The organism is Anaerorhabdus sp. (genome assembly GCF_036657415.1).
Taxonomy (GTDB): Bacteria; Bacillota_I; Bacilli_A; order Erysipelotrichales; family Erysipelotrichaceae; genus Anaerorhabdus.
The window spans coordinates 1-23949 of record NZ_JAVXGL010000031.1; the positions used below are offsets into that span (position 1 = coordinate 1).

The window sequence follows — 23949 nt, forward strand, 5'->3', positions numbered from 1 at the left end:
TTTGTTTCTACTTTGGTAGAAAATGGCATGAAGTCGAAGACGAAGAAGTTGAAGAGCAAAATTAAATTAAAAAAACCTGTAAAAAATTACAGGTTTTCTTTCTTGCGATTAAAACAGTAAGAATTTATAATAGAGTGAGCAAGTCCTAGTTTATTTCCGCAATTAAATGATTTTTTAATGATTTAGTATAAGGGGAATAAAATGAGACGAATGACGAGTTTACAGTTTTTAGAGATTTTAAGACGGACGCTAAATAAAGTAGATGCACGATTAGTGAATCATGGCGAAAAAGTTGGATATATTATTTATACCATTTTGAATGCAGTGGGTGGTTTTACTAAAGATGAAATAAATGAGTTAGCTTTGTTAGGAATTCTACATGATATAGGTGCATATAAAACCGAAGAGATTGACGACATGATGGCATTTGAAAATAGTCATGTTTGGCAACATTCAATTTATGGATATTTATTCCTTAAAAATTTATCTGCAATGAAAGAAAAAGCTAGACCGCTTTTATTTCATCATGCTTCGTACAGGTGCTATAAAGAATTGGGCTTAACGGATGATGATGTCTCGGGATTAATTAGATTAGCTGACAGAATCGATGTAATCACTAATTACAGTAATGCAAAGGTTTGTCGCGAATGGATAATAGAAAATAGAGGAACACTTTTATCACCATATTGGGTTGATAAATTTTTGAATATGCCAAATCACAAAGAAATTTTAGAAGAAATTGAAAGTCACGGATATCTTTTAAAGATGAAGAAAATGGCAGAGGAGTTAAGTTATGAGTTTGATGAAATTGAAAGTTACTTATCGGTAATTGCGTATACAATTGATTTTAGAAGTGAGTTTATGGTTTTGCATACAGTTACAACAGTTAATGTAAGTACTTCAATTGGTGAAAGAATGGATTTGGATGAACAAGAATTATCAAATTTACATTTTGGAGCACTCTTACATGATGTGGGAAAAATCGCTTGTCCTGTAGAAATATTAGAAAAGCCAGGGAAACTTACTATTGAAGAAATGGAAATCATGAAGGAACATGTTTCTGTGACCCAAGATATTTTAGAAGGGGTTATTAGTGATGATATTGCAAAGATAGCTTCAAGACATCACGAGAAGATTAATGGAAATGGTTATCCATTGGGATTATCTTTAGCGGATTTAACATTGTCTGAATGCATTTGTGCAGTTGCGGATATAGTCAGTGCATTGATTGGACAAAGAAGTTATAAGGATGCATTTGATAAGGATAAAACAATAAGCATCTTAGAAAAAATGAGAAATGATGGGGAATTGTTGTCAAGCCCAGTAAACATCGTTATCCGAAATTTTGATGTAATAATGAATGAAGTTTCCCAATCAAGTAAAGAAGTAATACAAGCTTATCAAAGTATTATGAGCGAATTTGAAGTATTACTTGAAAAGTATAGAAGTATTGAAATATAGCCAAGAGTGTTAAAAAACACTTTTGGCTAATTTTTGTTATGATAAATACATAGAGATAGAGGTGAGTTTATGATTCATCGTCTTTTGAAATCTCTATTATCAATCATTTTAACTTTGGCAATGATCGATTTTCCAATCGATGCTCAAGAACCAGATATCCAAGTGAGTTCCAACATAACCTATTCAGAAGATAAACAGGAGGCGATTATTGAGCTTACTGTTATGCCAAACACCGAGAGTGATGTCCAAGCAATTAATTATCAAAATGAAAATATTATGACGAATTCTGATGGAGTAAAATCTGCAAAAGTTCAAACTTTTGAGAATGGTGATGTAGAGTTCGAAATTGTATATATTAAAAATGAAGAAACACTGGTTCAAACTGAAACGATAAAGGTTGATGGACTTATTGTGACAATGGCAACCCCTGAAGTGCCAAATGAACCAACAAGTACACCTGAAAATTTAGAGAACAGTTTAGCAGGTATATCATCAACTGGAGCAGTGACAATTGAGGTTGTTGGATATGATCCGCTGGTTGGATTAACGGCAGCCACTCCTGCAACATCTCCTGTAGTGGAAGTAAAAGTAAAAGTAGATTTTACAGATACTTTAAATGAAAATAAAATACTTACAATTAACGTACCACTGGGTATGTGTTTTAATAGTATTCCGGTAGTGGCAGGTAAATATAATACACTTAATGTAGATTCAAAATTATTAGCTAATATTGATTCAACGAGCACGCTCTATCAAGCAATAGAAGAAATGATAGTACCACAAATGGATTTGGCAATAGCAAAACAAACCTATGGGAATTTAATTTATAAATTTAAAGCAGATACTCAAAGCATAGAAGTCACTTTCAAAATACAAGGAGATTACACACTTTTCTATGGGAATACGGAATTAGCAAATGCAGTTGAAGCAACAGCTACGGCAGGAATTGATAATGAGATAGTTGCGGAATCATCTTACGCAATAAAGTTAGTTGAAATTTCTGGTTATCCATATAGTTATCGAGTATATGGTGGAACAGGAACAGTACAAGCAATTCCAAGTACACCGACAGAAATAATTTATGGTAGGACAAATCCATATTTTCCAGTAGACTATGCAAACTCAAGAAGTCCATTTAAACCTAAAGATCCAGTTGTTACGTTGTATTATCCAGAAGGAATGATTTTTGATTCGGTGTTACGGAATGGTAATCTATACACAGGCAATGCACGTGTGGAAGATGTTCCAGCAGAACACAAAGTTAATCTTTATTTCAGTGGTTATGTAACTATTCCAGATCCTTTATCAGTTCAATATATAGTTCCAGAAGGAATGGAGTTTAAAAAGTATAGTAACCAATATCATAGCTATATTACATATACTACTTATGATGGAAAACTATTAAGGACTGCAAATGATCCAAGAAATAATATTTATGGTGTTACTATTATTGATCCAAATACGATTGCGAATAAGGCGGTAATCTCAGCAGGCGCAACAATGAAGACATTTGATTCAACAATACCAGATGGAAATTATTATGCTGGAGCATTTTCAGTTTCAAATACTTCAGGGCGTCCATTAGAGAATCAAACAGTTGAATATATAATTGACCCAAACTGGCAAGTTACTCAAGTCAAAGTTCCATTTGATGCTGTGGGTGATGCGAATATAAACGCAGTTAGTTATCAAACAAATTTGCATCCTTATTGGCGAACATACAATCGACAAAATATTGATGATTTTCCAACAATTAACTACGTTTCAACAACATCTAAATTGATAAGAGGATCTACATTAGGATTATCTGAAGGTGAATACATCACAGGCTTAAAGTGTAATATAGGAACGCTTAGACAAGATTATGGAATTGGATTGTTGTATTCAAAATCTGGTATTACGACATATGGTAACTTGAAAAATGGTGTTCCTAAAGCAACGGTTACAATCAAAATGTATGATGAAAATAATATGGCAAATACACTAGTAACTGCTACAAGTGAAATACTTGCCTTAGGATCAACTCCACAAAGTATTGTAGGGCTTGCGGGTGATACGACAATAACTGGTTCGACAGGAGTTGTTTCGAACATGTTAGCGGGAAAGTCATATCATTTTCAAACAACTTTAGGTATCCAAGAGTATCAATATCTTTCAACAACATTCATGCGAAGCCCAATTATTTATTTGCGAGTTCCAGAAGGTATACAAATTAATTTATCTAGTTTGAAATTGTTTGATGAATCAGGAAATGAAGTATCATGGACAGATCATCAAATAAAAGATAATCGTGGAAATACTGTTCAAGTAATCAACACACAAAGTGACTTTGTCATTGGTAACTATTTTTATACAAATGCAACAATGAAAAAGTTAAAAGTTGACTTTGATTTTAATGTGCTTATCAATGCCAACGCCAATGCAGAAATTAATTTTAATCAATTCTTTTATTGGACAGGAATGGACCAATATAATAGTACGGGTGGATACACAGGCATGCGCCAAGATATTTTTGATGTTAATGGCAATGGAGATACAGCAGAGTATCTACAAACATTAAATCAAGGAGTAAATAGTAATGTAACCTATCCAGTTACTGCCAACAACAATGTATTGGTGGAAAGTTTTATTGCGGTAGAAGGTAAACAACCAAGTGGTGCTTATGATCCAAGTAACCCAGATACAATTGCGTACTTTACACCTGAAACAAAAGCGAATTATACACTTCTTCTTACAAATAATACAAATGAAGTAACGGATGAATTCATTGCTTATTTTCCAATACCTAAAACAGGAATTAACTTTGGTGCAAATTTTCAAAATGAAATATTTCAATGGGATATGAAATTGGCGGAAGTGATTACAAATCGTTTTGGAAATGAAGATAACTTTGTAATAGAGTATTCAGTAGATGCACGTGATGAAAATTATGCGAATGCAACATATACAGCAAATACAGCAGATTTATCAAAAGTAACTATGGTAAGAGTAACGGCAACAAAACCAATACCAAGTCAAAGTATTGCGACATTTAATGTTCATTTACAAATAGATGAGACATTACAAAGCGCCCAAGTAGATAATAAAATTGGAAAGATGAATGAATATAATCCGTATTACTATGTAAAGAGTTCAACCTTCCAAGGATCTTTGAAAGGAACTCCAATTGGCACGCAACTTGTTATTGGAGAAATTAAAGGACAAACATTCCTTGACTTAGATGCAAACGGTACATTTGATGGTTTGGATGTGGCGCTACCAAATCAAAGAATTAGTTTATGGAAATATAATGATACAAATTCTAATTATGAAGAAGTGGTAGATGAAAGTGGTAATCAACTTATTATTCAAAGTGATACAAATGGAATTTATGAATTTTCAGATACACAAGGTGTCACTACAGGGGTTTATGCAATCAAGTTTGAATTAGAGAATGGATATCGTTTTACACCATCACTAGGTGGTAGCAATGAAAACTTGAGTCAAGTTGGTTATGTTGGTTTAAATGAAGGTTGGATAAAAGGGATTGATCCAACGATTCCATCATCACAAAGTTTGAATAGTGGTTATGTTAAATACAATATTAATGATATTACGTTAGTACATCCTAGTACTTCTGCGATTAAATTAAATAAATTATATAGTGAGACAGCGCAATTTAGTTATTTATCAATGAGTCGTTTACTTTCCAAAACAGATGCTTATGAGTGGGAACTTGTAAATCCAGCGGACAGTAACTATGTGACATTATTGAGTAATAAAACGAATACAATGACGCTAATTGGTGAAAAAATTACACAAACACCGGTTTATATCAAATTAACGATTCATGACATTTATGGTGATACAAGAACGTTTGACCCAATTGAGATATCAGTACTTGGAAACAGTGCTCCAATATTAGAACTCAATAATAATGAAATTAATGTATCGGTAGGAGCTTCACTAGATACTTCAGCAGCAGCGATGTTGAAACCAATAATAGATGACTACGATACATTAAGTTATAGTGATGTACGGGTAACATCAAATTTGAATTTGAATAAAGTTGGTTATTATAAAGTAACTTATGCAGTAACTGATAGTGATGGAAATACATCAAGTGTTGATTTAATTGTCAAAGTTCATGGTTTACCTTATCTAGTAGATAAAGATGGCTTGCCGGTGGACTTATCAAATCTTCCTCTTAGAAAAAGAAGTAATGAAGAAGCACTTTATTTTTCAGGGTTACATCCTGTATATGAAAAAGTTATAAATGAAACTACAACAAATCCATTCGAATCAATTCCACTAGGTAATGTAGCGAATCAAGGTGTTGCGGTTGTCACAGGTATTAAAGATAAGTTTGATAATATTTTTGCACCATCACAAGATATCTTGAAAGTAGGCGTATATGAAATTAGTTATTACCTTGAAAACCCTTATGGGGGAATATCGGAATTAAAAAGAGAATTACGAGTAAGAGGTAATATTTCGGTGAGAGATGGATCACTAGATTACTCATCAACAAGTGCTGTGAAGAATTATTCAAGTTTAAAAGAATTTTTGGATGCGAATACAATTAATGGACTCTATGCAGCGGTTGAAATATTGGGACTAAACGATATAACAGAAATTAAAGACTTAGTTCCAGATGATATAACATATGTAGGAAGTATACCTTTCAATGAAATCGATTTTACTGAACTTCCACAAGGACAAACATCAAACACGATTATGATTCCTTGTGAAGTGACTGATAGTCAAAGTGGATATTCAACAAAAACTAAAGCAATTAATATTTTTGTTCATGTTTTTGATAATAGTGCTAATGCACCAGTAATTACAATTGATTATCCAATTACATATCGACTTACAACAGATCCAATCTTAATGTTAGGTGGAAATACAGAAGTACTACCAAGTGGTGGTAGTGATTTTAAAGCAAGCGATATCTATAAAAAATTGATGGAGTATGTAAAAGTAGAGCCAGATGTAACAGTAGATATTGAAAAAATAGATGTTATGACAACTAATACTTCAATCGATTTATCTAATGCGAATGCAGAGAGTCAGGTTATTGATGCATTGACACATCGTGGAATTATTGAGGTAACCTATGTTGCGGAAGATATTGATAGAAATGTTTCGCACGAAATAAAAACATTTGAGGTTGCGACACCAATTGAGTTTGTAAATAATCAACAAGGACAACAAGCTTTTATACCGGTGATTGAATTAAGACAAACAGATGGCGGACTCTATAATCCGAGTGTATATGCAAAATATACAGAAGCAAATGGAGATGAAGTTGTATATCCAGTTTATGCAGATGAAATATCGCTTGATAATGCAGGAGCACAATTTGTTTTATTTAGTACACCACAAACTTATGAATATTTACCAGATAGTCTTGAATTAAGAGCGAACGCAACAGTTCAACAAACATTGCGTGTTCAAGGTGCTATATGGATTAGTGATGATGGTATCTATGATTATTTCATTGACCAAAAAGTTGATTTAAATCAAGTGACAGCGGGATTTGAATATGTTAATAATTCTAATAATCTTGAAGAACGATCATTAATAATTACCTATGAGTATCCAAGTAGTGTAATAGAAGTAAAAGATTATAGTATTGTTGAGGTTCAATTTAGTGCCGTAGATAGAATAAGTGGTGCACTGGATAATGAAGGAACATATTCGAAAAAATATAATTTCATTACTAAACCAGAAATTAATACAGCAGCTGAAATAACGGTTAAGGAAAATGAAACTGAAGCAAATATGGAAAAATTGATGGATATTTCTGCATCGGTTACTCTAGGCGATGGAACAAGTGCTGATGCTGGATATGTTGTTGATTTTACTAATGTTGATCCACTCAAGGGAGGCGAAGCGGTAATCCGTGCAACCTATACACTTAAAAGTGGAGAATCAAGAACGACAGAACAAACGGTAAATGTAATTGTGATTTCAAAACCTATTATCACGGTTGAGTCTTATACGCTGTTTGTTGGTCAAAATTTAGATTTAATTAGTAATAGTAAATTAGAAATTAAAACAAATGATGGTGTTACAGCAGATGTAGCAAATGCGAAATTTACGCAAACGATTCCTGTTGATGGAACGGTGGTAAAAGAAAGAGGCATTTACGATGTAACAGTAAGTTATGAGGATACTGTTGGTAATGTTAGTACAGCAGTGTTTGAAGTACGAGTAAATGAACAACCAATCATTCGCTACAATGCAGTTAACCAAGTTCAATTAAATACATCATTATCTAGTTTGCTTCAAGCATTGGATGTGAATGTTAGTTATATTGATTATGCTGGGCAAGCGATTGAGTTGAATAAAAATGATATTCAAGTTGATGCGAAAGACTATAATCCAAAACAAGAAGGGGAATATACGATTGGTTTCAGCTATGAATTTATACCGCTTAATAAAATGATTACTGCAAGTGCAGTTGTTTATGTAGTGAATCAAAATCCTCCTACACCTACACCTGGACCAACATCTGTACCAAGTCTATTACCACCAAACAATGAAGTAGTAACTCCACCGATAAACCAAGAAACAACAAATGGAAGTCTAGTTGGAGGAAATGGTAAACCAATTCAACCGACAACAACACCAGAAATTATTGAAGAGGAAGTAGTGGGTGGATTTGAAATTAAACTATATCGCAAACAAAACTTTCCTAAAAAAGTAAAAGATCAAAATTATTGGTGGGTGATTATTGTTATAATCATTGCAGGAATAATAATTTATATATTAATTAAGAAGGATGATGAAAAGTGATGATAAAACCTCACTTTTTTTCTTATAGGAAAGTTCTACTTTTTCAAGATGAAATAGTAGTGATATAATACCTTTATAATATTTACATAAATGAATATTTTTTGGTAATCGTTGAAGGATTTCATAAAAAAAGAACTGTTAGAACAGAAGAAATAATGACTAATTATAAATTTGGAGAACGCAAATGAAATATGTTTTATTATTAAGAGGAATTAATGTTGGTGGAAAAAATAAAATAAAGATGGAGGATTTTAAATATCACTTAACGGAATTGGGTTTGACCCATGTAGTTTCTTATATCAATAGCGGTAATTTTGTTTTTGAGTCAAAACAAAAAATAGAGTGTCTTCATGCAAATATTGCGCAAATGATTAAAGAATATTATGACTTTGAAATTATATTTGCTATCATAAATGAAAAAGATTATCTTGAAGCAGCACAAGAATTACCAGTGTGGTGGAATAATAATTCGTTAGCACGACGCGATGTCTTGTTTTATACAAAACAAGTTGATATAAATGCGATGGTAGAAAGTATTCAAGAAATGAAGTTACACAAAGAGATTATTCATTTTTCAAAAATCGCAGTATTTTGGGGTAAGACAGTTGAAGAAGAATATCTAAGAACTTCCTATCACAAAAATTTAGCGTCGAAAAAATATTATAAACAAATAACGATAAGAAATGGCAATACTTTTGAACAATTGTTGAAGATACTGATGGATCAAAATAAATAATTACCGAGTTTTAACCAAAAGGAGAAATCAAATGGAACTAAATGACATTCTGAAAAACAAGGAATTAAAAGCAATGGATAAAAGAAAACAGGTGGTAAAGTATATTGTGGAAAATCAATATACATGCAATGCATTGAATTTAAATTTATCCGCAAATAGTGATAAAGAAATTGCTATTGTGTTAGAAGCACTTGAAGAAATTACAAATCAATCGGCTGAAAAATTAGATGTTAGTTATCTTGCATTTGCGGAAAAGTATTTATCTTCATCAAACAATTCATGTAAGCGAGAAGCAGCAAGAATACTTGGAAATCTAGCTGTGTATTATCCAAGTGAAATTCAACATGCAATACCACTATTAATCGTGAACACAAAAGATGAAAGTACAGTCATACGTTGGAGTAGTGCTTATGCATTATCGAGGATAGTTGAAATTGAAACAATTGCAAAAACAAATTTATTTCAAGAACTTGAAATTATATGCCAACTTGAAAAAGAAAACGGTGTTAGAAATCAATATGTTAAATCATTAAAGAAGGCATCAAAAATTCGTAGAAATCTTTGATTTATAAAAACTAATCATTTTATAAATACGTATTGATGAACACTAGCTGAGGCTGTCGGAAGAATTAAATTAAAGAAGTGGGTAATAGAAATAGGTTTAAGAATTTTCTGGTTATTCACTATGTTTGAAAAAGATAAAATGCTTCAAGGAGAACTTTATAATGGTGGTGATAGCAAGATGATAATAAATGTGAGTGGTCGTACAGATATTGTAGCCTTTTATAGTGAGTGGTTTATGAATCGATACAAGGAAGGTTATATAGATATTAGAAATCCATTTTATCCGAAACAAGTAAGCCGTTTATATATGGAAGATGTGGATGCGATTGTTTTTTGTACAAAGAATCCTAAACCGTTATTGGACTATATTGATTGCATTGAAAAACCGGTAAATGTGCAAGTTACACTTACGGGATATCAAACGGATATAGAACCGAATGTTCCAGATAAAAAGGAAATTATTGAAGCGATAAAAAAACTAAGTGCGAAGATTGGGAAAGAAAATGTTGATTTGCGATATGATCCAATTCTTATCAATGATAAATACACAATGGATTATCATATTAGGGCATTTGAAAAGCTATGTACTTTACTAGAAGGCAGTTGTAATCGAATTATCGTGTCTTTTGTAGATGAATATAAAAATGTTAATAAACATAGTGGATTATTGAAATTGATTGAATTAAGCGATGATGATAAAAGAAAGTTAGCTAGGCACCTAGCTAAAAGTGCACATCAACATGGTTTTACAATTCAAACATGTTATGAAAATATTGATTTAACGGCAGAAGGTTTTAGCCATGATGTATGTGTAGGTAAAGAATTAGCACAAAAACTAACAGGGAAAACTCGTTTTAGAAAGTGGCAAGCACGAAAGTGTGGGTGTGTAGAGATGGTGGATATTGGGTATTATAACTGCTGTAGCCATTTTTGCCGATACTGTTATGCAAACTATGATGAGGTAAAGGTGAATGCCAATAAATGTATGCATAATCCTAAATCTTCATTATTAATTGGTGAATTAGGGGCAGATGATATAGTGAAAATAAGGAAATCTAGGTAAATTCTCTATCCTTATATATAAGGCAAATAAATAAATAACGCAAAATTTGAATGAATTTTGGGAATTGATGCAAATATTTAGACATAATAAGTTAGAATTTGGGGCAAAACGCTCCAAATTTTTTGTTTTTTAGAAAGTTGAAAAAATAGAAAAAAAACTGTTGCAATGGGCTTTTGTAAGTGATAATATATAAAAGCACTCGCATGGACGTGGGAGGTTGCCGGCACGCCGAAACGCGTTGTCATAGGCGTTAAGCCGGGTAATTCACACCGAGCGATTATCGCAAGATAAGTGAAATAAAGGAGGAAAATTTCATGGCAAAAAATTCAGTAAGAATTCGTTTGAAAGCTTACGAGCACAGAAGTCTAGATCAAGCAAGTGAAAAAATTGTTTCAACTGCAACTAGTCACGGTGCTAAAAAAGTTGTTGGTCCAGTTCCACTACCAACTGAAAAACAAGTGGTAACAGTTCTTCGTGCGGTTCACAAGTATAAAGATGCACGTGAACAATTCGAAATTAGAACACATAAACGTTTGATTGAGATCATCGGACCAAGCGCAGAAACTATCGACGCATTAAGTCGTTTAGATTTGCCAAGTGGTGTCGATATCGAAATCAAACTGTAGAAAGTTTGAGGGAACATCATGAAAGGTATATTAGGACGTAAACTTGGTATGACTCAAGTGTTTGCGACAGATGGTACATTAATTCCAGTTACTGTTGTAGAAGCAACACCAAACGTAGTTATGCAAAAGAAAACAAATGAGAATGATGGCTATGAAGCAATTCAATTAGGCTTCGAAGACATCAAAGAATCAAGAGCTACTAAGGCTAACAAGGGTCATGCAGCAAAAGCAAACACTACTCCTAAACGTTTCGCTCGCGAACTTCGCGCAGATGAAATGCTTAACTTAGAAGTAGGTGGCGATGTAAAAGTTGATATCTTTTCCGCTGGTGATATTGTCGATGTAACAGGAATCAGTAAAGGTAGAGGATATAACGGTACAATCGTTAGAAATAACGCAAAGATCGGACCTAAATCTCACGGTTCAGGACATCACAGACATATCGGTTCATTAGCTACAACAGGGATTACATCTAGAAAAGGTGGTATCGATAAAGGTACTATGATGGCTGGACAAACTGGTGGCTATGTAACAACAAATCAAAATTTAGAAATCGTAAAAGTTGATGTAGAAAATAACTACATGTTAATAAAAGGAAACGTACCTGGACCTAAGAGAGGTTTAGTTATCGTGAAAACAACAGTTAAGGCTGTTAAAAACACTGCTGCTAAAGAATTAATAAATTATGCAACAGAAGCTGTTGTAACAGAGGAGGAATAAGACATGCCAAAGGTAGATGTATATAGCCAAGAAGCTAAAGTCGTAAAACAAATCGATTTGGCCGATGCAGTATTTGGCATTGAACCGAATCAACAAGCTATGTTTGATGCAATTGTAATGCAACAAGCTAGCATGCGCCAAGGAACTCACAAGACAAAAACACGTCGTGAAGTTGCTGGTGGTGGTAAAAAACCATTTAGACAAAAAGGTACTGGACGCGCTCGTCAAGGGTCAATCCGTGCTGTTCAATGGAGAGGCGGAGGAATTGCTTTCGGTCCTACTCCAAGAAGCTATGCTTACAAATTGAATCGTAAGGTTCGTCGTTTAGCTCTTAAATCAGTATTAAGTAGCAAAGTGGCTTCAAATAGTTGTAAAGTTCTTGATTCAATCAAGTTCGATGCAATCAAAACTAAAAGCTTCGTAGAAATGATGAAATCATTCAACTTCGAACGTAAAACATTATTCGTTGTTGATATCACTGAAGAATTTGACAATGCTTTCTTATCAATGAGAAACATTCCAAATGCAATGATGTTAACTGTTGAAGGTTTAAATGTTTACGATATCGCGAATGCTGATCAAATCGTACTTACTGAAGCTGCTGCTAATAAAGCAGGGGAGGTTCTTGCATAATGAGTAAAGCTAGAGATATTCTTATCCGCCCAATCATCACTGAAAAAACAATGAAGATGATGGACAGCGACAACAAAATCACATTTGAAGTTGCTAGAGGATCTAACAAAACTGAAGTTCGTCAAGCTGTTGAAGAAGTTTTCAATGTAAAAGTTGAAAAAGTAAATATTTTAAACTGTCGTCCAAAAGCAAAACGTGTAGGTAAATACAGTGGTACAACAAGTGCTGTCAGAAAAGCAATTGTTAAATTACCTGAAGGACAAGACATTAACTTATTTAAAGATTAATTAAAAAATAACGGAAGAAGTACGCTATTTCCGGATAACATGCGTAAGGAGGACCATGAATAATGGCAATTAAAAAGTATAAACCAACGACCCCTGGCCGTCGTGGCATGAGTACATTACTTAATGATGAGATTACAACTTCTACACCAGAACGCTCATTATTAGTTGCACTTGGCTCAAAAGGTGGACGTAATAACACAGGACGTATTACAACTCGCCATCAAGGTGGAGGACACAAGCGTCAATATCGTATTATCGATTTCAAACGTAATAAGGACAATATTCCTGCTACTGTTGCTACAATCGAATATGATCCAAACAGATCTGCAAACATCGCATTATTAAATTATGCTGATGGAGAAAAAAGATATATCATCGCTCCTAAAGGATTAACAGTTGGTCAAACAATCGTTTCTGGAACTGAAGCTGATATTAAAGTAGGAAACTCATTAGAAATGAGAAACATGCCTGAAGGTACTGTTGTTCATAACGTTGAGTTAAAACCTGGTAAAGGTGGACAACTTGCACGTAGTGCTGGATGTTCAGCTCAAATTCTTGGTGTTGAAGACCGTTACGTAACAGTACGTCTATCATCAGGAGAAGTAAGAAAAATTCTTGCTAACTGTCGTGCTACTGTTGGTTCAGTAGGTAACGAAGATTACAGCTTAGTAAACATTGGTAAAGCTGGTCGTTCTCGTTGGATGGGTATCCGTCCTACAGTTCGTGGGTCAGTAATGAACCCTAACGATCACCCTCATGGTGGTGGGGAAGGTAAAACTCCGATTGGACGTAAATCTCCTATGACTCCTTGGGGCAAGAAAGCTATGGGTGTTAAAACTCGTAAGAAGAAAAACCAAAGTAGTAAATTAATTGTAAGAGGCCGTAAGGGCAAATAAACGAAAGGAAGGAAAAGTAAATGACACGTAGTTTAAAAAAGGGTCCATTCTGTGATGACCACTTAATGAAAAAAGTTGAAACATTGAATGCGGCTGGTAAAAAAGAAGTTATTAAGACATGGTCACGTCGTTCAACAATTTTCCCAAGTTTCGTTGAACATACATTTGCAGTTCATAACGGTAAAGAACATGTGCCTGTATTCGTAACTGAAGACATGGTTGGACATAAACTTGGTGAATTCGTACCTACTCGTAAATATGGCGGGCATGGTGACGATAAGAAAGCGTAGGAGGTTAAAGAGAGATGGAAGTTAAAGCAACAGCAAAGACAGTACGTATCGCTCCTCGCAAAGTGAGATTAGTGCTTGATCTAGTAAGAGGGAAAGATGCTGCAGAAGCAGCTGCAATCCTTAAGTTCACACCTAATCACGCTGCTGTAGAAGTAGGAAAAGTGCTTAAGTCAGCAGTAGCAAATGCTACAAATAATCATAAACTTGACGAAAGTAAGTTATATGTAAAAGCATGCTATGCCAATGAAGGAATCACAATGAAGAGATTCATGCCAGCGGCAAAAGGTAATGCGCATCAAATTTTAAAACGCACTAGCCACATTACAGTTGTGGTTGATGAGCGCTAGGAAGGGGTTCAGATATGGGTCAAAAAGTTAGTCCTATTGGAATGCGTGTCGGAATCATCCGTGATTGGGATTCAAGATGGTACGCAGAAAAAGAATACGGAAACTTATTAATGGAAGATGTTAAAATCCGTGAATTCTTAAGTAAAGAACTACATAACGCTTATGTTTCAAGAATCGAAATTGAACGTACTTCAAACGAAGTTAAACTTATTCTTCGTGCTGCTCGTCCAGGTGTTCTTGTAGGGAAAAACGAAAAAGATGAAGACAAGATGGAGTCTTTAAAGAAAAAACTATCAAAACTTACTGGTGGTAAGGATGTTAAAATCGATGTTATCGAAGTTGCTAATCCAGATTTAGATGCTTATCTAGTTGCTCGTAAAATTGCTGAACAACTTGAAGGTCGTCAATCATTTAGAACAACACAAAAGAAAGCTATCCAACAAACAATGCGTTCAGGAGCTAAAGGAATTAAAACTTTAGTATCAGGAAGACTTGGTGGTGCTGATATCGCTCGTGGTGAAGGTTACTCTGAAGGAGTTGTACCTCTACACACATTGCGTTCAGACATCGACTACTGTTGGTATGAAGCAAATACAACTTATGGTAAATTAGGTGTTAAGGTTTGGATTTGTCGCGGTGAAGTATTACCTGGACAAATGGTTAAAGAACCTGAAGCTCCAAAAACACCTCAAGGTCGTGGACCACGTCGTCCTCGCAACGATCGCAATGATCGTCGTGCTCCTAGAAATGCTGATGCAAGAACAACTGCTCCAGCTGCTAAAGGTGCTACAGAAGGAGGTAATTAATTATGTTAATGCCTAATAGAACAAAATACAGACGTCCTCATAGAATTAGCTATGAAGGTCGTTCAAAAGCTGGACGTCAAGTTGCGTTTGGTGAATATGGATTAGTTGCGGAAGAAGGAGCTTATGTTTCTAACCGTCAAATCGAAGCGGCTCGTATTGCGATGACTCGTTATATGAACCGTGGTGGTAAAGTTTGGATTAAAATATTTCCTCACTTAGCTATCACAAAGAAACCACTTGAAGTACGTATGGGATCTGGGAAAGGGGCACCTGAAGGTTGGGTTGCCGTTGTTCAACCAGGAAGAATCTTATTCGAAATCGGTGGAATTTCAGAAGAAATAGCTCGTGAAGCATTGCGTCTTGCATCTCACAAGCTACCAGTTAAAACAAGATTCGTTAAGAAAGGTGAGGAGGAGAAATAGATGAACGTTAAAGAAATTCGTGAAAAAAGTAATGAAGAATTACTTAAAGATATTGAATCTTTAAAAGAAGAACTATTCAACTTACGCTTTCAACAAGCGACAGGTCAACTTGAAAATCCAACTCGTATGAGAGATATCAAGAAGACAATTGCTCGTATTAAAACAATCATAACTGAGCGTACGCTTAGTGATGCGAAGTAGGAGGGTCTGAGTAATGGAAAGATCTAAACGTAAAGTATTACGCGGTAAAGTAGTATCGGACAAAATGAACAAGACAATTACTGTTGAAGTTTCTACAAATAAAAGTCATGACCTTTATTCTAAACGCGTTAAGTATTCTAAGAAATTCAAAGCTCACGATGAAAATAATGAGGCAAAAATTGGTGATATCGTTGAAATCATGGAGACTCGTCCACTTTCAGCTGATAAACACTTCCGTCTTATTAAAATCGTTGAAAAAGCTGTAATTCTTTAAGCACAAGGAGGAAGATGAAAGATGATTCAAAATGAAAGCAGATTAAACGTCGCTGATAACACCGGTGCTAAAGAATTATTAGTTATCCGTTGCTTAGGCGGAAGCGTTCGTAAGAGTGCAAACATCGGCGATGTCGTTGTTTGTGCGGTAAAAGCAGCTGCTCCAGGTGGAACAGTGAAGAAAGGTGAAGTTGTCAAAGCTGTAATCGTAAGAACAGTTTATGGCGTTCGCCGTGAAAATGGTTCATACATTAAATTTGATGATAATGCAGCAGTTATCATTAAAGATGATAAAACGCCAAAAGGAACTCGTATTTTCGGTCCTGTGGCTAGAGAACTTCGTGAAAGAGACTACATGAAAATTGTATCTCTAGCACCGGAAGTATTGTAGGAGGTCAACAATGAAAATTAAAAAAGGCGATAAAGTAAAAGTTATCACTGGACACTACAAAGGTACTATTGGGGAAGTAACTGCTGTTTTCCCTAAAGACGATAAAGTCATTGTTGAAGGTGTAAACTTAATCAAAAAGAGTTTAAAACCAACTCAAGCTAATCCAGATGGTGGAATTATTGAAAAGGAAGCTCCTATTCATGTTTCTAACGTTATGGCTTATGATTCAAAAGCAAAAGCTACTAGCCGTGTAGGTTATAAAGTAGATGGAGATAAAAAAGTACGTGTTTATAAAAAATCAGGTGCTGAAATCAAAGGAGGTAAGAAGAAATAATGAACCGCCTTCAAGAAAAATATACAACTGCCGTAGTGCCAGCTTTAACTAAAAAGTTCAACTACACAACAGTTATGCAATGTCCAAAGATTGATAAAGTAGTTATCAACTTAGGAGTTGGAGATGCGATTGCTAATCCTAAATTATTAGATGAAGCTGTTGCTGAATTAACTCAAATCTCTGGTCAAAAACCAGTGGTTACAAAGGCTAAAAAATCTATCGCGAACTTCAAACTTCGTGAAGGTATGCCAATTGGATGTAAAGTTACATTACGTGGTGAAAGAATGTATGAATTCTTAGATAAGCTATTCAACATTTCTCTACCTCGTGTACGTGACTTCCGTGGAGTAAGTAACACAGCATTTGATGGTCGTGGTAACTATACTCTTGGCGTTAAGGAACAATTAATCTTCCCAGAAATTAATTTTGATAAAGTTAATAAAACTAGAGGTATGGATATTGTTATCGTAACAACTGCCAACACAAATGATGAAGCAAAGGCATTGCTAGCTGAAATGGGCATGCCATTTGCGAAATAAGGAGGACTAAACAATGGCAAAAACATCTAAAAAAATATCACAAGCACGTCCTCAAAAATTCTCAACTCGTGAATACACAAGATGTGAACGCTGTGGACGTCCACATTCAGTATTACGTAAATATAAACTATGCCGTATTTGCTTCCGTGAATTAGCTTACAAAGGCCAAATTCCTGGAGTTAAAAAGGCTAGCTGGTAAGGAGGAAGTTACGAATGAATATGACTGATCCAATTGCAGATATGCTTACTAGAATTCGTAATGGCGTTCAAGCTCGTCACGAATCAGTAGAAATTCCCGCTTCAAAAGTTAAAGTGGAAATTGCTAAGATTCTTAAGAGTGAAGGATACATTACAAATTATGCAGTAAGTGGAGAAACGGCTGCTGAAAAGAAAATTACTGTTACACTAAAATATGGTGCTAACAATGAAAAAGTTATTAGTGGAATTAAAAGAATTTCTAAACCTGGTCTTCGCGTTTACGCAAAATCAGATGCAGTACCTCGTGTACTTAATGGTTTAGGAATTGCAATTATTTCAACTTCTCAAGGTCTTATGACTGATAAAGAAGCAAGAGCTAAACATGCGGGCGGCGAAGTTGTCGCTTACGTTTGGTAAGAAACTGAAAGGAAGATATTAAAATGTCACGTATCGGAAATAAAGCGATTACCATTCCTGCTGGTGTAGAAGTTACTGTAACTGCAGGTAATGAGGTGACTGTAAAAGGACCTAAGGGAACTTTAACACGTCAGTTTAGTCCATTAATGGATATTAAACAAGAAAACGGTATTCTTACTGTTGCTCGTGCAAACGAAGAAAAACATACAAAACAATTACATGGTACAACTCGTGCTCTTATTAACAATATGATTGAAGGATGTCATGAAGGTTACCTTCGTGTACTTGAAATCGTAGGGATCGGGTTCCGTGCTGCTGTAAGCGGAAAGAAATTAACACTTAACGTTGGATACTCTCATCCAGTTGAATTCATTGTTGAAGAGGGTCTAACTGTTGAATGTCCATCAAATACAGAAATTAGAGTTTTCGGAATTGATAAACAACGTGTTGGTGAATTTGCCGCAAACATCCGTGCAACTAGAAAACCAGAACCATATAAAGGTAAAGGTATTCGTTACAAAGGTGAACATGTCCGCCGTAAAGAAGGAAAAACGGCAGGTAAGAAATAGTGGGAAAGGAGATAAGAAACTATGCTTAAGAAGATTTCAAAGAATGAAACAAGATTACGTCGTCATGCACGTGTTCGTACAAAAGTTAGTGGAACTCCAGAATGCCCACGCCTTAATGTGTTCCGCTCTAATGCGCACATTCATGTTCAAGTTATCGATGATGTAAATTCAAAAACATTAGTTGCTTGTTCTTCAGTTCAAATGAAGCTTGCAAATGGTGGAAATAAAGAAGCAGCTCAAAAAGTTGGTGCTGAAATTGCAAAACTTTGCAAAGCAGCAAACATTAATAAAGTTGTATTTGACCGTGGAGGTTATGTATATCACGGACGTGTCCAAGCCCTAGCTGACGCAGCTAGAGAAGCTGGACTAGAATTCTAGAAAGGAGCTCATGATGGAACGTAAACCAAGAAGAGTAGAACGCGAAAAAGAATTTGAAGAACGCGTAGTTGTCATTAATCGTGTCAGCAAAACTGTTAAGGGTGGTCGCCGTATGCGCTTCTCAGCTCTAGTAGTTGTAGGTGATAAAAAAGGCCGCGTAGGATATGGAACAGGGAAAGCAAACGAAGTACCTGATGCAATAAAAAAAGCAATTGAAGCTGCAAAGAAGAATGTTGTTACTGTTAGCTTAGTTAACGGTGGAAAAACAATTCCTCATGCAATTACTGGTACATATGGTGCAGGTGAAGTATTCCTTCGCCCAGCAGCAGAAGGTACTGGAGTTATCGCAGGTGGTGCAGTTCGTGCAGTATTAGAACTTGCAGGAGTTTCCGATGTACTTTCAAAATGTATCGGTTCTCGTACACCAATAAACATGGTTCATGCAACTATGACAGCATTAACTAATCTTAAAACGGTTAATAGCGTAGCTAAACTACGTGAAAAGAAACCGCAAGAAATTCGATAGGAGGCCGAGGTAGTTATGAAATTAAATGAATTGAAATATACAGAAGGTGCCCGTCATAAGTCTTTCAGAGTAGGTCGTGGTCATGGATCAGGAAATGGTAAAACAGCTGGTAAAGGAAATAAAGGACAAAACGCACGTAGTGGCGGTGGAGTTGCTTTAGGTTTTGAAGGAGGACAAACTCCTCTTTACAAACGTATTCCAAAGCGTGGATTTACTAATTTTACTCGTAAAGAATATGCAATTGTAAACGTTGAAAGCTTAAATAAGTTTGAAGACGGGGCAGTTGTTTCGATTGAAGCATTATTAAACGCTGGTCTAATTAAGAAATGTTTAGATGGTGTAAAAGTATTAGGTTATGGTAAACTAGAAAAGAAGTTGACTGTTCAAGCTAACAAATTTTCTAAGTCAGCTCAAGAATTAATTGAAAACGCAGGCGGAAAAGTTGAGGTGATCTAATATGATCCAAACTTGTATCAACTTGTTTAAAAACAAGGATACTCGAAATAAGATCTTATTTACTCTTGCAATGCTTCTCATCTATCGACTAGGTGCAGCAATCCCTACACCTGGTATTAATATGGATGTAATTCGAAGTGGAATTGCAGATAATTCAATCTTAAGTATGATGAACTTATTAGGTGGGGGCTCATTGCAAAGATTTTCAATCTTCGCAATGGGTGTTGGACCTTACATCACAGCATCAATCATTATTCAGTTATTAAGTATGGATGTAATTCCTGCTTTAACTGAAATGGCTAAATCTGGCCAACAAGGTCGTATGAAAATGGATAAAATCACTCGTTATTTGGGTGTAGTATTATCTTTTGTTCAAGCCTTTACAATGGTTTATGCATTTGATGTTTCGAATAATATCCTTGAAGCAAGTTCTTTAGCAAATTATTTTTATACAGCGACAGTATTAACAGCAGGTACTATGTTCCTATTGTGGATTGGTGATCGTATTTCTCAAAAAGGTATGGGTAATGGAGTTTCTATTATCATCTTTGCGGGTATCGTATCTAATATTCCATTCACATTTAGTCAAACATATTCAATCTTAGTTGATACTACAAATCAAACAGCAATGTTTAATGGATTAATTCAATTTGCAATGTTTATTGCAATGTATATTGTAATTATTCTGTTAGTTGTATTAATGCAACTTGCAGTACGTAAGATTCCTATCCAATACACTTCAAGTACTGTACAACGTGGAAAGAATGATATTACATATTTGCCATTTAAAATAAATTCGGCATCTGTAATTCCAGTAATTTTTGCGCAATCAATTATGACTGCACCACAAATTATCGCAAGTTTCTTTCCAGCGAATGCGTTTACTACTGCGATGGGTAATGTACTTAGCTTACAAAAACCAATCGGACTAGTAATTTATGCTGTTTTAACAATTTTATTCACATTCTTTTATACTAATATGCAAGTCGATCCGTCAAAGGTTGCTGAAAACTTAGGTAAAAGTGGAGCATATATTCCAGGAATTCGTCCTGGTAATGAAACAAAAGAATATTTAGGAAAAGTATTGAATCGAATTACAGTTCTCGGTGCAGCTGGACTAACATTCTTAGCACTACTTCCATACTTGCTACCAATGTTTACTTCTCTTCCTACTTCTACCGCAATCGGTGGAACAGGAATTATTATCGTTGTTGGTGTAGCTATGGAAACAATGAGTCAATTAAAGGGTCAACTAACGCAGAAAGCATATAGGGGCTTTCTTAATAAATAAGAAGGTGTTATAAAAATGAATATTCTAATTATGGGTCCTGCTGGAAGTGGCAAGGGTACAATGTCTGAAAAGATATTGGAAAACTATAACATTCCTCATATCTCTACTGGGGACATGCTTAGAAATGCCATTAAAGAAGGAAGTCCGTTAGGACTTAAAGCTCAAACTTTCATGAATGAGGGAAAACTAGTACCAGATGATTTGGTAATTAGTTTAATTGAAGAGAGACTTCAAAAAGACGATTGTCAAAAAGGGTATCTCATTGATGGATTCCCTCGTTCATTACCTCAAGCAAAAGCTTTAGAAGAAATTACAAATAAGATTAATAAACCAGTTCAACTTGTTCTTAATCTTACTGTTGATTTTGATGCTTTAGCTGAAAGAGTAACTGGTCGTCGCATTTGTAAAAATTGTGGAGCTATCTTTCACATCAAGAGCAATCCACCAAAAGTTGATGGCATCTGTGATGTTTGTGGAAGTCCACTAACTCAACGTGCTGATGATACAGTTGAACAATTAAAAGTTCGTTTAGACGAACACTACAAGAATACTCAACCTTGTCTTGATTATTATCGAGAAAAAGGTTTAGTTGTTGATATCAACGCTTCTCAAGAAATTGAACAAGTATACGCTGATATCAAGAACGCTTTGGCAAAGTGAAGATAAGCTTCAATAATATTTCTATTTAGATGGATTTCCATCTAAATAGAAGTTCCAAAGGAAACAATTCTATACACTAAGAGGAGGAAACATATTTTAATGGGCAAACAAGACGTCATTGAAATTGATGGAATTGTTGAAGAAACACTTCCTGATGCAAAGTTTAAAGTGAAACTACAAAATGGACACGTTATCTTGGCTCACGTTTCTGGTAAAATCCGTATGCACTACATTCGCATTTTACCAGGTGATCGCGTAACAGTAGAAATTTCACCATATGATTTAACACGTGGGCGTATTACATTTAGACATAAATAGTCTAGGAGGGAAAACACATGAAAGTAAGACCATCAGTCAAACCGATTTGTGATAAGTGCCGAATCATCAAACGCAAAGGTACCGTAATGGTAATTTGTGAAAACCCTAAACACAAACAACGTCAAGGAAACTAGGAGGAAAATAAGATATGGCTCGTATTGCAGGCGTAGATATTCCACGTGACAAACGTGTAGTAATATCTCTAACTTATATCTACGGAATTGGCCCATCAACAGCGGCTAAGATCCTTAAAGATAGCAACATTAACGAAAGCATCCGCGTAAAAGATTTAAGCGATGAACAAGTTAATGCAATTCGTCAAGAAATAGACAAAATTAAAGTAGAAGGTGATCTTCGTCGTGAAGTTCAACTTAATATCAAACGTCTAATGGAAATTGGATGTTACCGTGGAATGCGTCATAGACGTGGATTACCAGTTCGCGGACAAAGAACAAAAACAAATGCTCGTACACGTAAAGGACCTCGTCGTACAGTAGCTAATAAGAAGAAATAGTGATAGGAGGAGAAGACAATGGCAAATGCAAAATCAACAACACGTAAAAAACGTGTACGTAAGAATGTCGCTAAAGGTGTAGCTCACATTCATTCAACGTTTAACAATACCATCGTGACTATCACTGACGAAGCTGGAAATGCTATCGCTTGGTCAAGTGCTGGAGCGTTAGGATATAAAGGATCTCGTAAATCAACTCCATATGCTGCACAAATGTGTGGTGAAGCAGCTGCTAAAGCAGCAGTTGATCATGGAATGAAAGTAGTAGAAGTAAGCGTTAAAGGACCTGGTCCTGGACGTGAAGCAGCTGTTAGATCACTTCAAACAGCAGGACTTGAAATTACAGTTATCAATGATGTAACTCCAATTCCACATAACGGATGTCGTCCACCAAAACGACCTCGTGGTTAATAGATAGAGAAGGAGGGAACACGATATGCAAAAATTTGAACGTGCCAATTTTGAAGTTAAGGAATATGTTGAATCAGATAATTACGGAAAATTCGTAATTGAACCTTTGGAAAGAGGTTTTGGAACAACAATCGGAAATGCACTTAGACGTGTTTTACTTTCCTCTTTACCGGGAGCAGCTGTTTACTGCATTAAAGTAGATGGCGTTTATCATGAATTCACTTCAATTCCAGGTGTATTAGAAGACGTTACTATGATGATTCTAAACATCAAACAATTGATTATGAAAATTGAAGATGATGAAATCTATACCTTAAAGATTTCAGCAAAAGGACCATGCACTGTTACAGCAGGTGATATTATTTGCCCTGCTGGTGTAGAAGTTTTAAACAAAGATCTAGAAATTGCTCATCTTGAAAAAGGTGGCGTTCTTGAAATGGAATTGAAAGCTCGTAACGGCCGTGGCTACATAAGTGCTGACGGTAATAAAGCACTTTATCAAGGATCATCTCAAGGTATTGGAACTGTTTATACAGATTCAATTTATACACCAATTGAACGCGTTGCATATGAAGTTGAACCTACTCGTGTAGGACAAGATGCTAAATATGATCGTTTAGTTGTTGAAGTATATACTAATGGTTCAATTACTCCTCAAATGTCTTTGGCATTAGGGTCTAAGATTCTTATTGACCACCTTGACATTTTAGCTAATATTCAAGATTCAGTAGTGGATATGGAATCTTGCATTAAAGACGCTAATGGCGAAGTAGTTAATAAAGGTCTAGTAATGATGATTGAAGATTTAGATTTATCTGTTCGTTCTTATAACTGTTTAA

Annotated in this window: 32 protein-coding genes; all 32 read left to right on the top strand. The window is 35.2% G+C overall.

Going from position 1 to position 23949, the window contains the following annotated elements:
* The first annotated feature begins 201 nt into the window (after positions 1-201).
* Complete coding sequence (locus tag RSB60_RS05995) at positions 202-1461, top strand: HD-GYP domain-containing protein (RefSeq protein ID WP_332615138.1); 1260 nt, start codon at positions 202-204, stop codon at positions 1459-1461.
* 69 nt (positions 1462-1530) lie between these two features.
* Positions 1531-8244 carry an immunoglobulin-like domain-containing protein gene (locus tag RSB60_RS06000; RefSeq protein WP_332615140.1) on the top strand — a complete coding sequence of 2238 codons (6714 nt, stop codon included), beginning with the start codon at positions 1531-1533 and terminating at the stop codon, positions 8242-8244.
* A gap of 184 nt (positions 8245-8428) precedes the next feature.
* Complete coding sequence (locus RSB60_RS06005) at positions 8429-8980, top strand: DUF1697 domain-containing protein (protein ID WP_332615142.1); 552 nt, start codon at positions 8429-8431, stop codon at positions 8978-8980.
* Positions 8981-9011: 31 nt separating this feature from the next.
* Positions 9012-9545 carry a HEAT repeat domain-containing protein gene (locus tag RSB60_RS06010; RefSeq protein ID WP_332615144.1) on the top strand — a complete coding sequence of 178 codons (534 nt, stop codon included), beginning with the start codon at positions 9012-9014 and terminating at the stop codon, positions 9543-9545.
* Positions 9546-9665: 120 nt separating this feature from the next.
* Positions 9666-10607: a DUF1848 domain-containing protein gene (locus RSB60_RS06015; RefSeq protein WP_332615146.1), complete on the top strand. Its 942-nt coding sequence runs from the start codon at positions 9666-9668 to the stop codon at positions 10605-10607.
* Positions 10608-10921: 314 nt separating this feature from the next.
* Entirely contained in the window at positions 10922-11233 is a 312-nt protein-coding gene (gene rpsJ / locus RSB60_RS06020; RefSeq protein ID WP_323382520.1) for a 30S ribosomal protein S10, read from the top strand.
* A gap of 18 nt (positions 11234-11251) precedes the next feature.
* Positions 11252-11953: a 50S ribosomal protein L3 gene (gene rplC, locus RSB60_RS06025; protein ID WP_323382519.1), complete on the top strand. Its 702-nt coding sequence runs from the start codon at positions 11252-11254 to the stop codon at positions 11951-11953.
* Between the two features lie 3 nt (positions 11954-11956).
* Entirely contained in the window at positions 11957-12586 is a 630-nt protein-coding gene (rplD, locus tag RSB60_RS06030; RefSeq protein WP_332615149.1) for a 50S ribosomal protein L4, read from the top strand.
* Positions 12586-12873, top strand: coding sequence for a 50S ribosomal protein L23 (gene rplW / locus RSB60_RS06035; protein WP_323382517.1), 288 nt, complete (start codon positions 12586-12588; stop codon positions 12871-12873). Before rplD ends, rplW begins: the two co-directional genes overlap by 1 nt.
* 62 nt (positions 12874-12935) lie before the next feature.
* A complete protein-coding gene (gene rplB / locus RSB60_RS06040) occupies positions 12936-13769 on the top strand; it encodes a 50S ribosomal protein L2 (RefSeq protein WP_323382516.1) in 834 nt (277 codons plus the stop codon).
* Between the two features lie 20 nt (positions 13770-13789).
* Positions 13790-14059 carry a 30S ribosomal protein S19 gene (rpsS, locus tag RSB60_RS06045; RefSeq protein WP_078712848.1) on the top strand — a complete coding sequence of 90 codons (270 nt, stop codon included), beginning with the start codon at positions 13790-13792 and terminating at the stop codon, positions 14057-14059.
* Between the two features lie 14 nt (positions 14060-14073).
* Positions 14074-14406: a 50S ribosomal protein L22 gene (gene rplV, locus RSB60_RS06050; RefSeq protein WP_323382514.1), complete on the top strand. Its 333-nt coding sequence runs from the start codon at positions 14074-14076 to the stop codon at positions 14404-14406.
* Between the two features lie 14 nt (positions 14407-14420).
* Entirely contained in the window at positions 14421-15212 is a 792-nt protein-coding gene (gene rpsC, locus RSB60_RS06055; protein ID WP_323382512.1) for a 30S ribosomal protein S3, read from the top strand.
* A gap of 2 nt (positions 15213-15214) precedes the next feature.
* On the top strand, positions 15215-15634 hold the full coding sequence (gene rplP, locus RSB60_RS06060; RefSeq protein WP_323382511.1) for a 50S ribosomal protein L16: 420 nt from the start codon (positions 15215-15217) through the stop codon (positions 15632-15634).
* Complete coding sequence (gene rpmC / locus RSB60_RS06065; protein ID WP_323382510.1) at positions 15635-15835, top strand: 50S ribosomal protein L29; 201 nt, start codon at positions 15635-15637, stop codon at positions 15833-15835.
* 13 nt (positions 15836-15848) lie between these two features.
* Positions 15849-16109: a 30S ribosomal protein S17 gene (rpsQ, locus tag RSB60_RS06070; RefSeq protein WP_323382509.1), complete on the top strand. Its 261-nt coding sequence runs from the start codon at positions 15849-15851 to the stop codon at positions 16107-16109.
* Positions 16110-16130: 21 nt separating this feature from the next.
* A complete protein-coding gene (rplN, locus tag RSB60_RS06075) occupies positions 16131-16499 on the top strand; it encodes a 50S ribosomal protein L14 (RefSeq protein ID WP_323382508.1) in 369 nt (122 codons plus the stop codon).
* A 10-nt stretch (positions 16500-16509) separates the two neighbouring features.
* A complete protein-coding gene (rplX, locus tag RSB60_RS06080; RefSeq protein ID WP_323382507.1) occupies positions 16510-16833 on the top strand; it encodes a 50S ribosomal protein L24 in 324 nt (107 codons plus the stop codon).
* Positions 16833-17372 carry a 50S ribosomal protein L5 gene (gene rplE, locus RSB60_RS06085; protein ID WP_323382506.1) on the top strand — a complete coding sequence of 180 codons (540 nt, stop codon included), beginning with the start codon at positions 16833-16835 and terminating at the stop codon, positions 17370-17372. Before rplX ends, rplE begins: the two co-directional genes overlap by 1 nt.
* Positions 17373-17385: 13 nt before the next feature.
* A complete protein-coding gene (locus RSB60_RS06090; protein ID WP_323382505.1) occupies positions 17386-17571 on the top strand; it encodes a type Z 30S ribosomal protein S14 in 186 nt (61 codons plus the stop codon).
* Between the two features lie 14 nt (positions 17572-17585).
* A complete protein-coding gene (gene rpsH / locus RSB60_RS06095; RefSeq protein WP_323382504.1) occupies positions 17586-17987 on the top strand; it encodes a 30S ribosomal protein S8 in 402 nt (133 codons plus the stop codon).
* Between the two features lie 23 nt (positions 17988-18010).
* Positions 18011-18556 (top strand): 50S ribosomal protein L6, encoded by a 546-nt coding sequence (gene rplF / locus RSB60_RS06100; protein ID WP_323382503.1) that lies wholly within the window; start codon positions 18011-18013, stop codon positions 18554-18556.
* Between the two features lie 21 nt (positions 18557-18577).
* Positions 18578-18934, top strand: a complete 357-nt coding sequence (rplR, locus tag RSB60_RS06105; protein WP_323382502.1) for a 50S ribosomal protein L18 — start codon at positions 18578-18580, stop codon at positions 18932-18934.
* Between the two features lie 13 nt (positions 18935-18947).
* Positions 18948-19460: a 30S ribosomal protein S5 gene (gene rpsE, locus RSB60_RS06110; RefSeq protein WP_323382501.1), complete on the top strand. Its 513-nt coding sequence runs from the start codon at positions 18948-18950 to the stop codon at positions 19458-19460.
* A gap of 15 nt (positions 19461-19475) precedes the next feature.
* Positions 19476-19916 carry a 50S ribosomal protein L15 gene (gene rplO / locus RSB60_RS06115; protein WP_323382500.1) on the top strand — a complete coding sequence of 147 codons (441 nt, stop codon included), beginning with the start codon at positions 19476-19478 and terminating at the stop codon, positions 19914-19916.
* 1 nt (position 19917) lies between these two features.
* Entirely contained in the window at positions 19918-21207 is a 1290-nt protein-coding gene (secY, locus tag RSB60_RS06120; RefSeq protein WP_323382499.1) for a preprotein translocase subunit SecY, read from the top strand.
* Between the two features lie 15 nt (positions 21208-21222).
* Positions 21223-21867 carry an adenylate kinase gene (locus RSB60_RS06125; protein ID WP_323382498.1) on the top strand — a complete coding sequence of 215 codons (645 nt, stop codon included), beginning with the start codon at positions 21223-21225 and terminating at the stop codon, positions 21865-21867.
* Between the two features lie 99 nt (positions 21868-21966).
* On the top strand, positions 21967-22185 hold the full coding sequence (gene infA, locus RSB60_RS06130; RefSeq protein ID WP_078712831.1) for a translation initiation factor IF-1: 219 nt from the start codon (positions 21967-21969) through the stop codon (positions 22183-22185).
* A 17-nt stretch (positions 22186-22202) separates the two neighbouring features.
* A complete protein-coding gene (rpmJ, locus tag RSB60_RS06135; RefSeq protein ID WP_078712830.1) occupies positions 22203-22319 on the top strand; it encodes a 50S ribosomal protein L36 in 117 nt (38 codons plus the stop codon).
* Positions 22320-22333: 14 nt separating this feature from the next.
* Positions 22334-22699, top strand: a complete 366-nt coding sequence (gene rpsM / locus RSB60_RS06140; RefSeq protein ID WP_323382497.1) for a 30S ribosomal protein S13 — start codon at positions 22334-22336, stop codon at positions 22697-22699.
* A gap of 18 nt (positions 22700-22717) precedes the next feature.
* On the top strand, positions 22718-23110 hold the full coding sequence (gene rpsK / locus RSB60_RS06145; RefSeq protein ID WP_323382496.1) for a 30S ribosomal protein S11: 393 nt from the start codon (positions 22718-22720) through the stop codon (positions 23108-23110).
* Positions 23111-23135: 25 nt separating this feature from the next.
* Positions 23136-23949, top strand: an 814-nt coding sequence (locus tag RSB60_RS06150) for a DNA-directed RNA polymerase subunit alpha (protein ID WP_332615159.1), incomplete at its 3' end; no start/stop codon positions are given.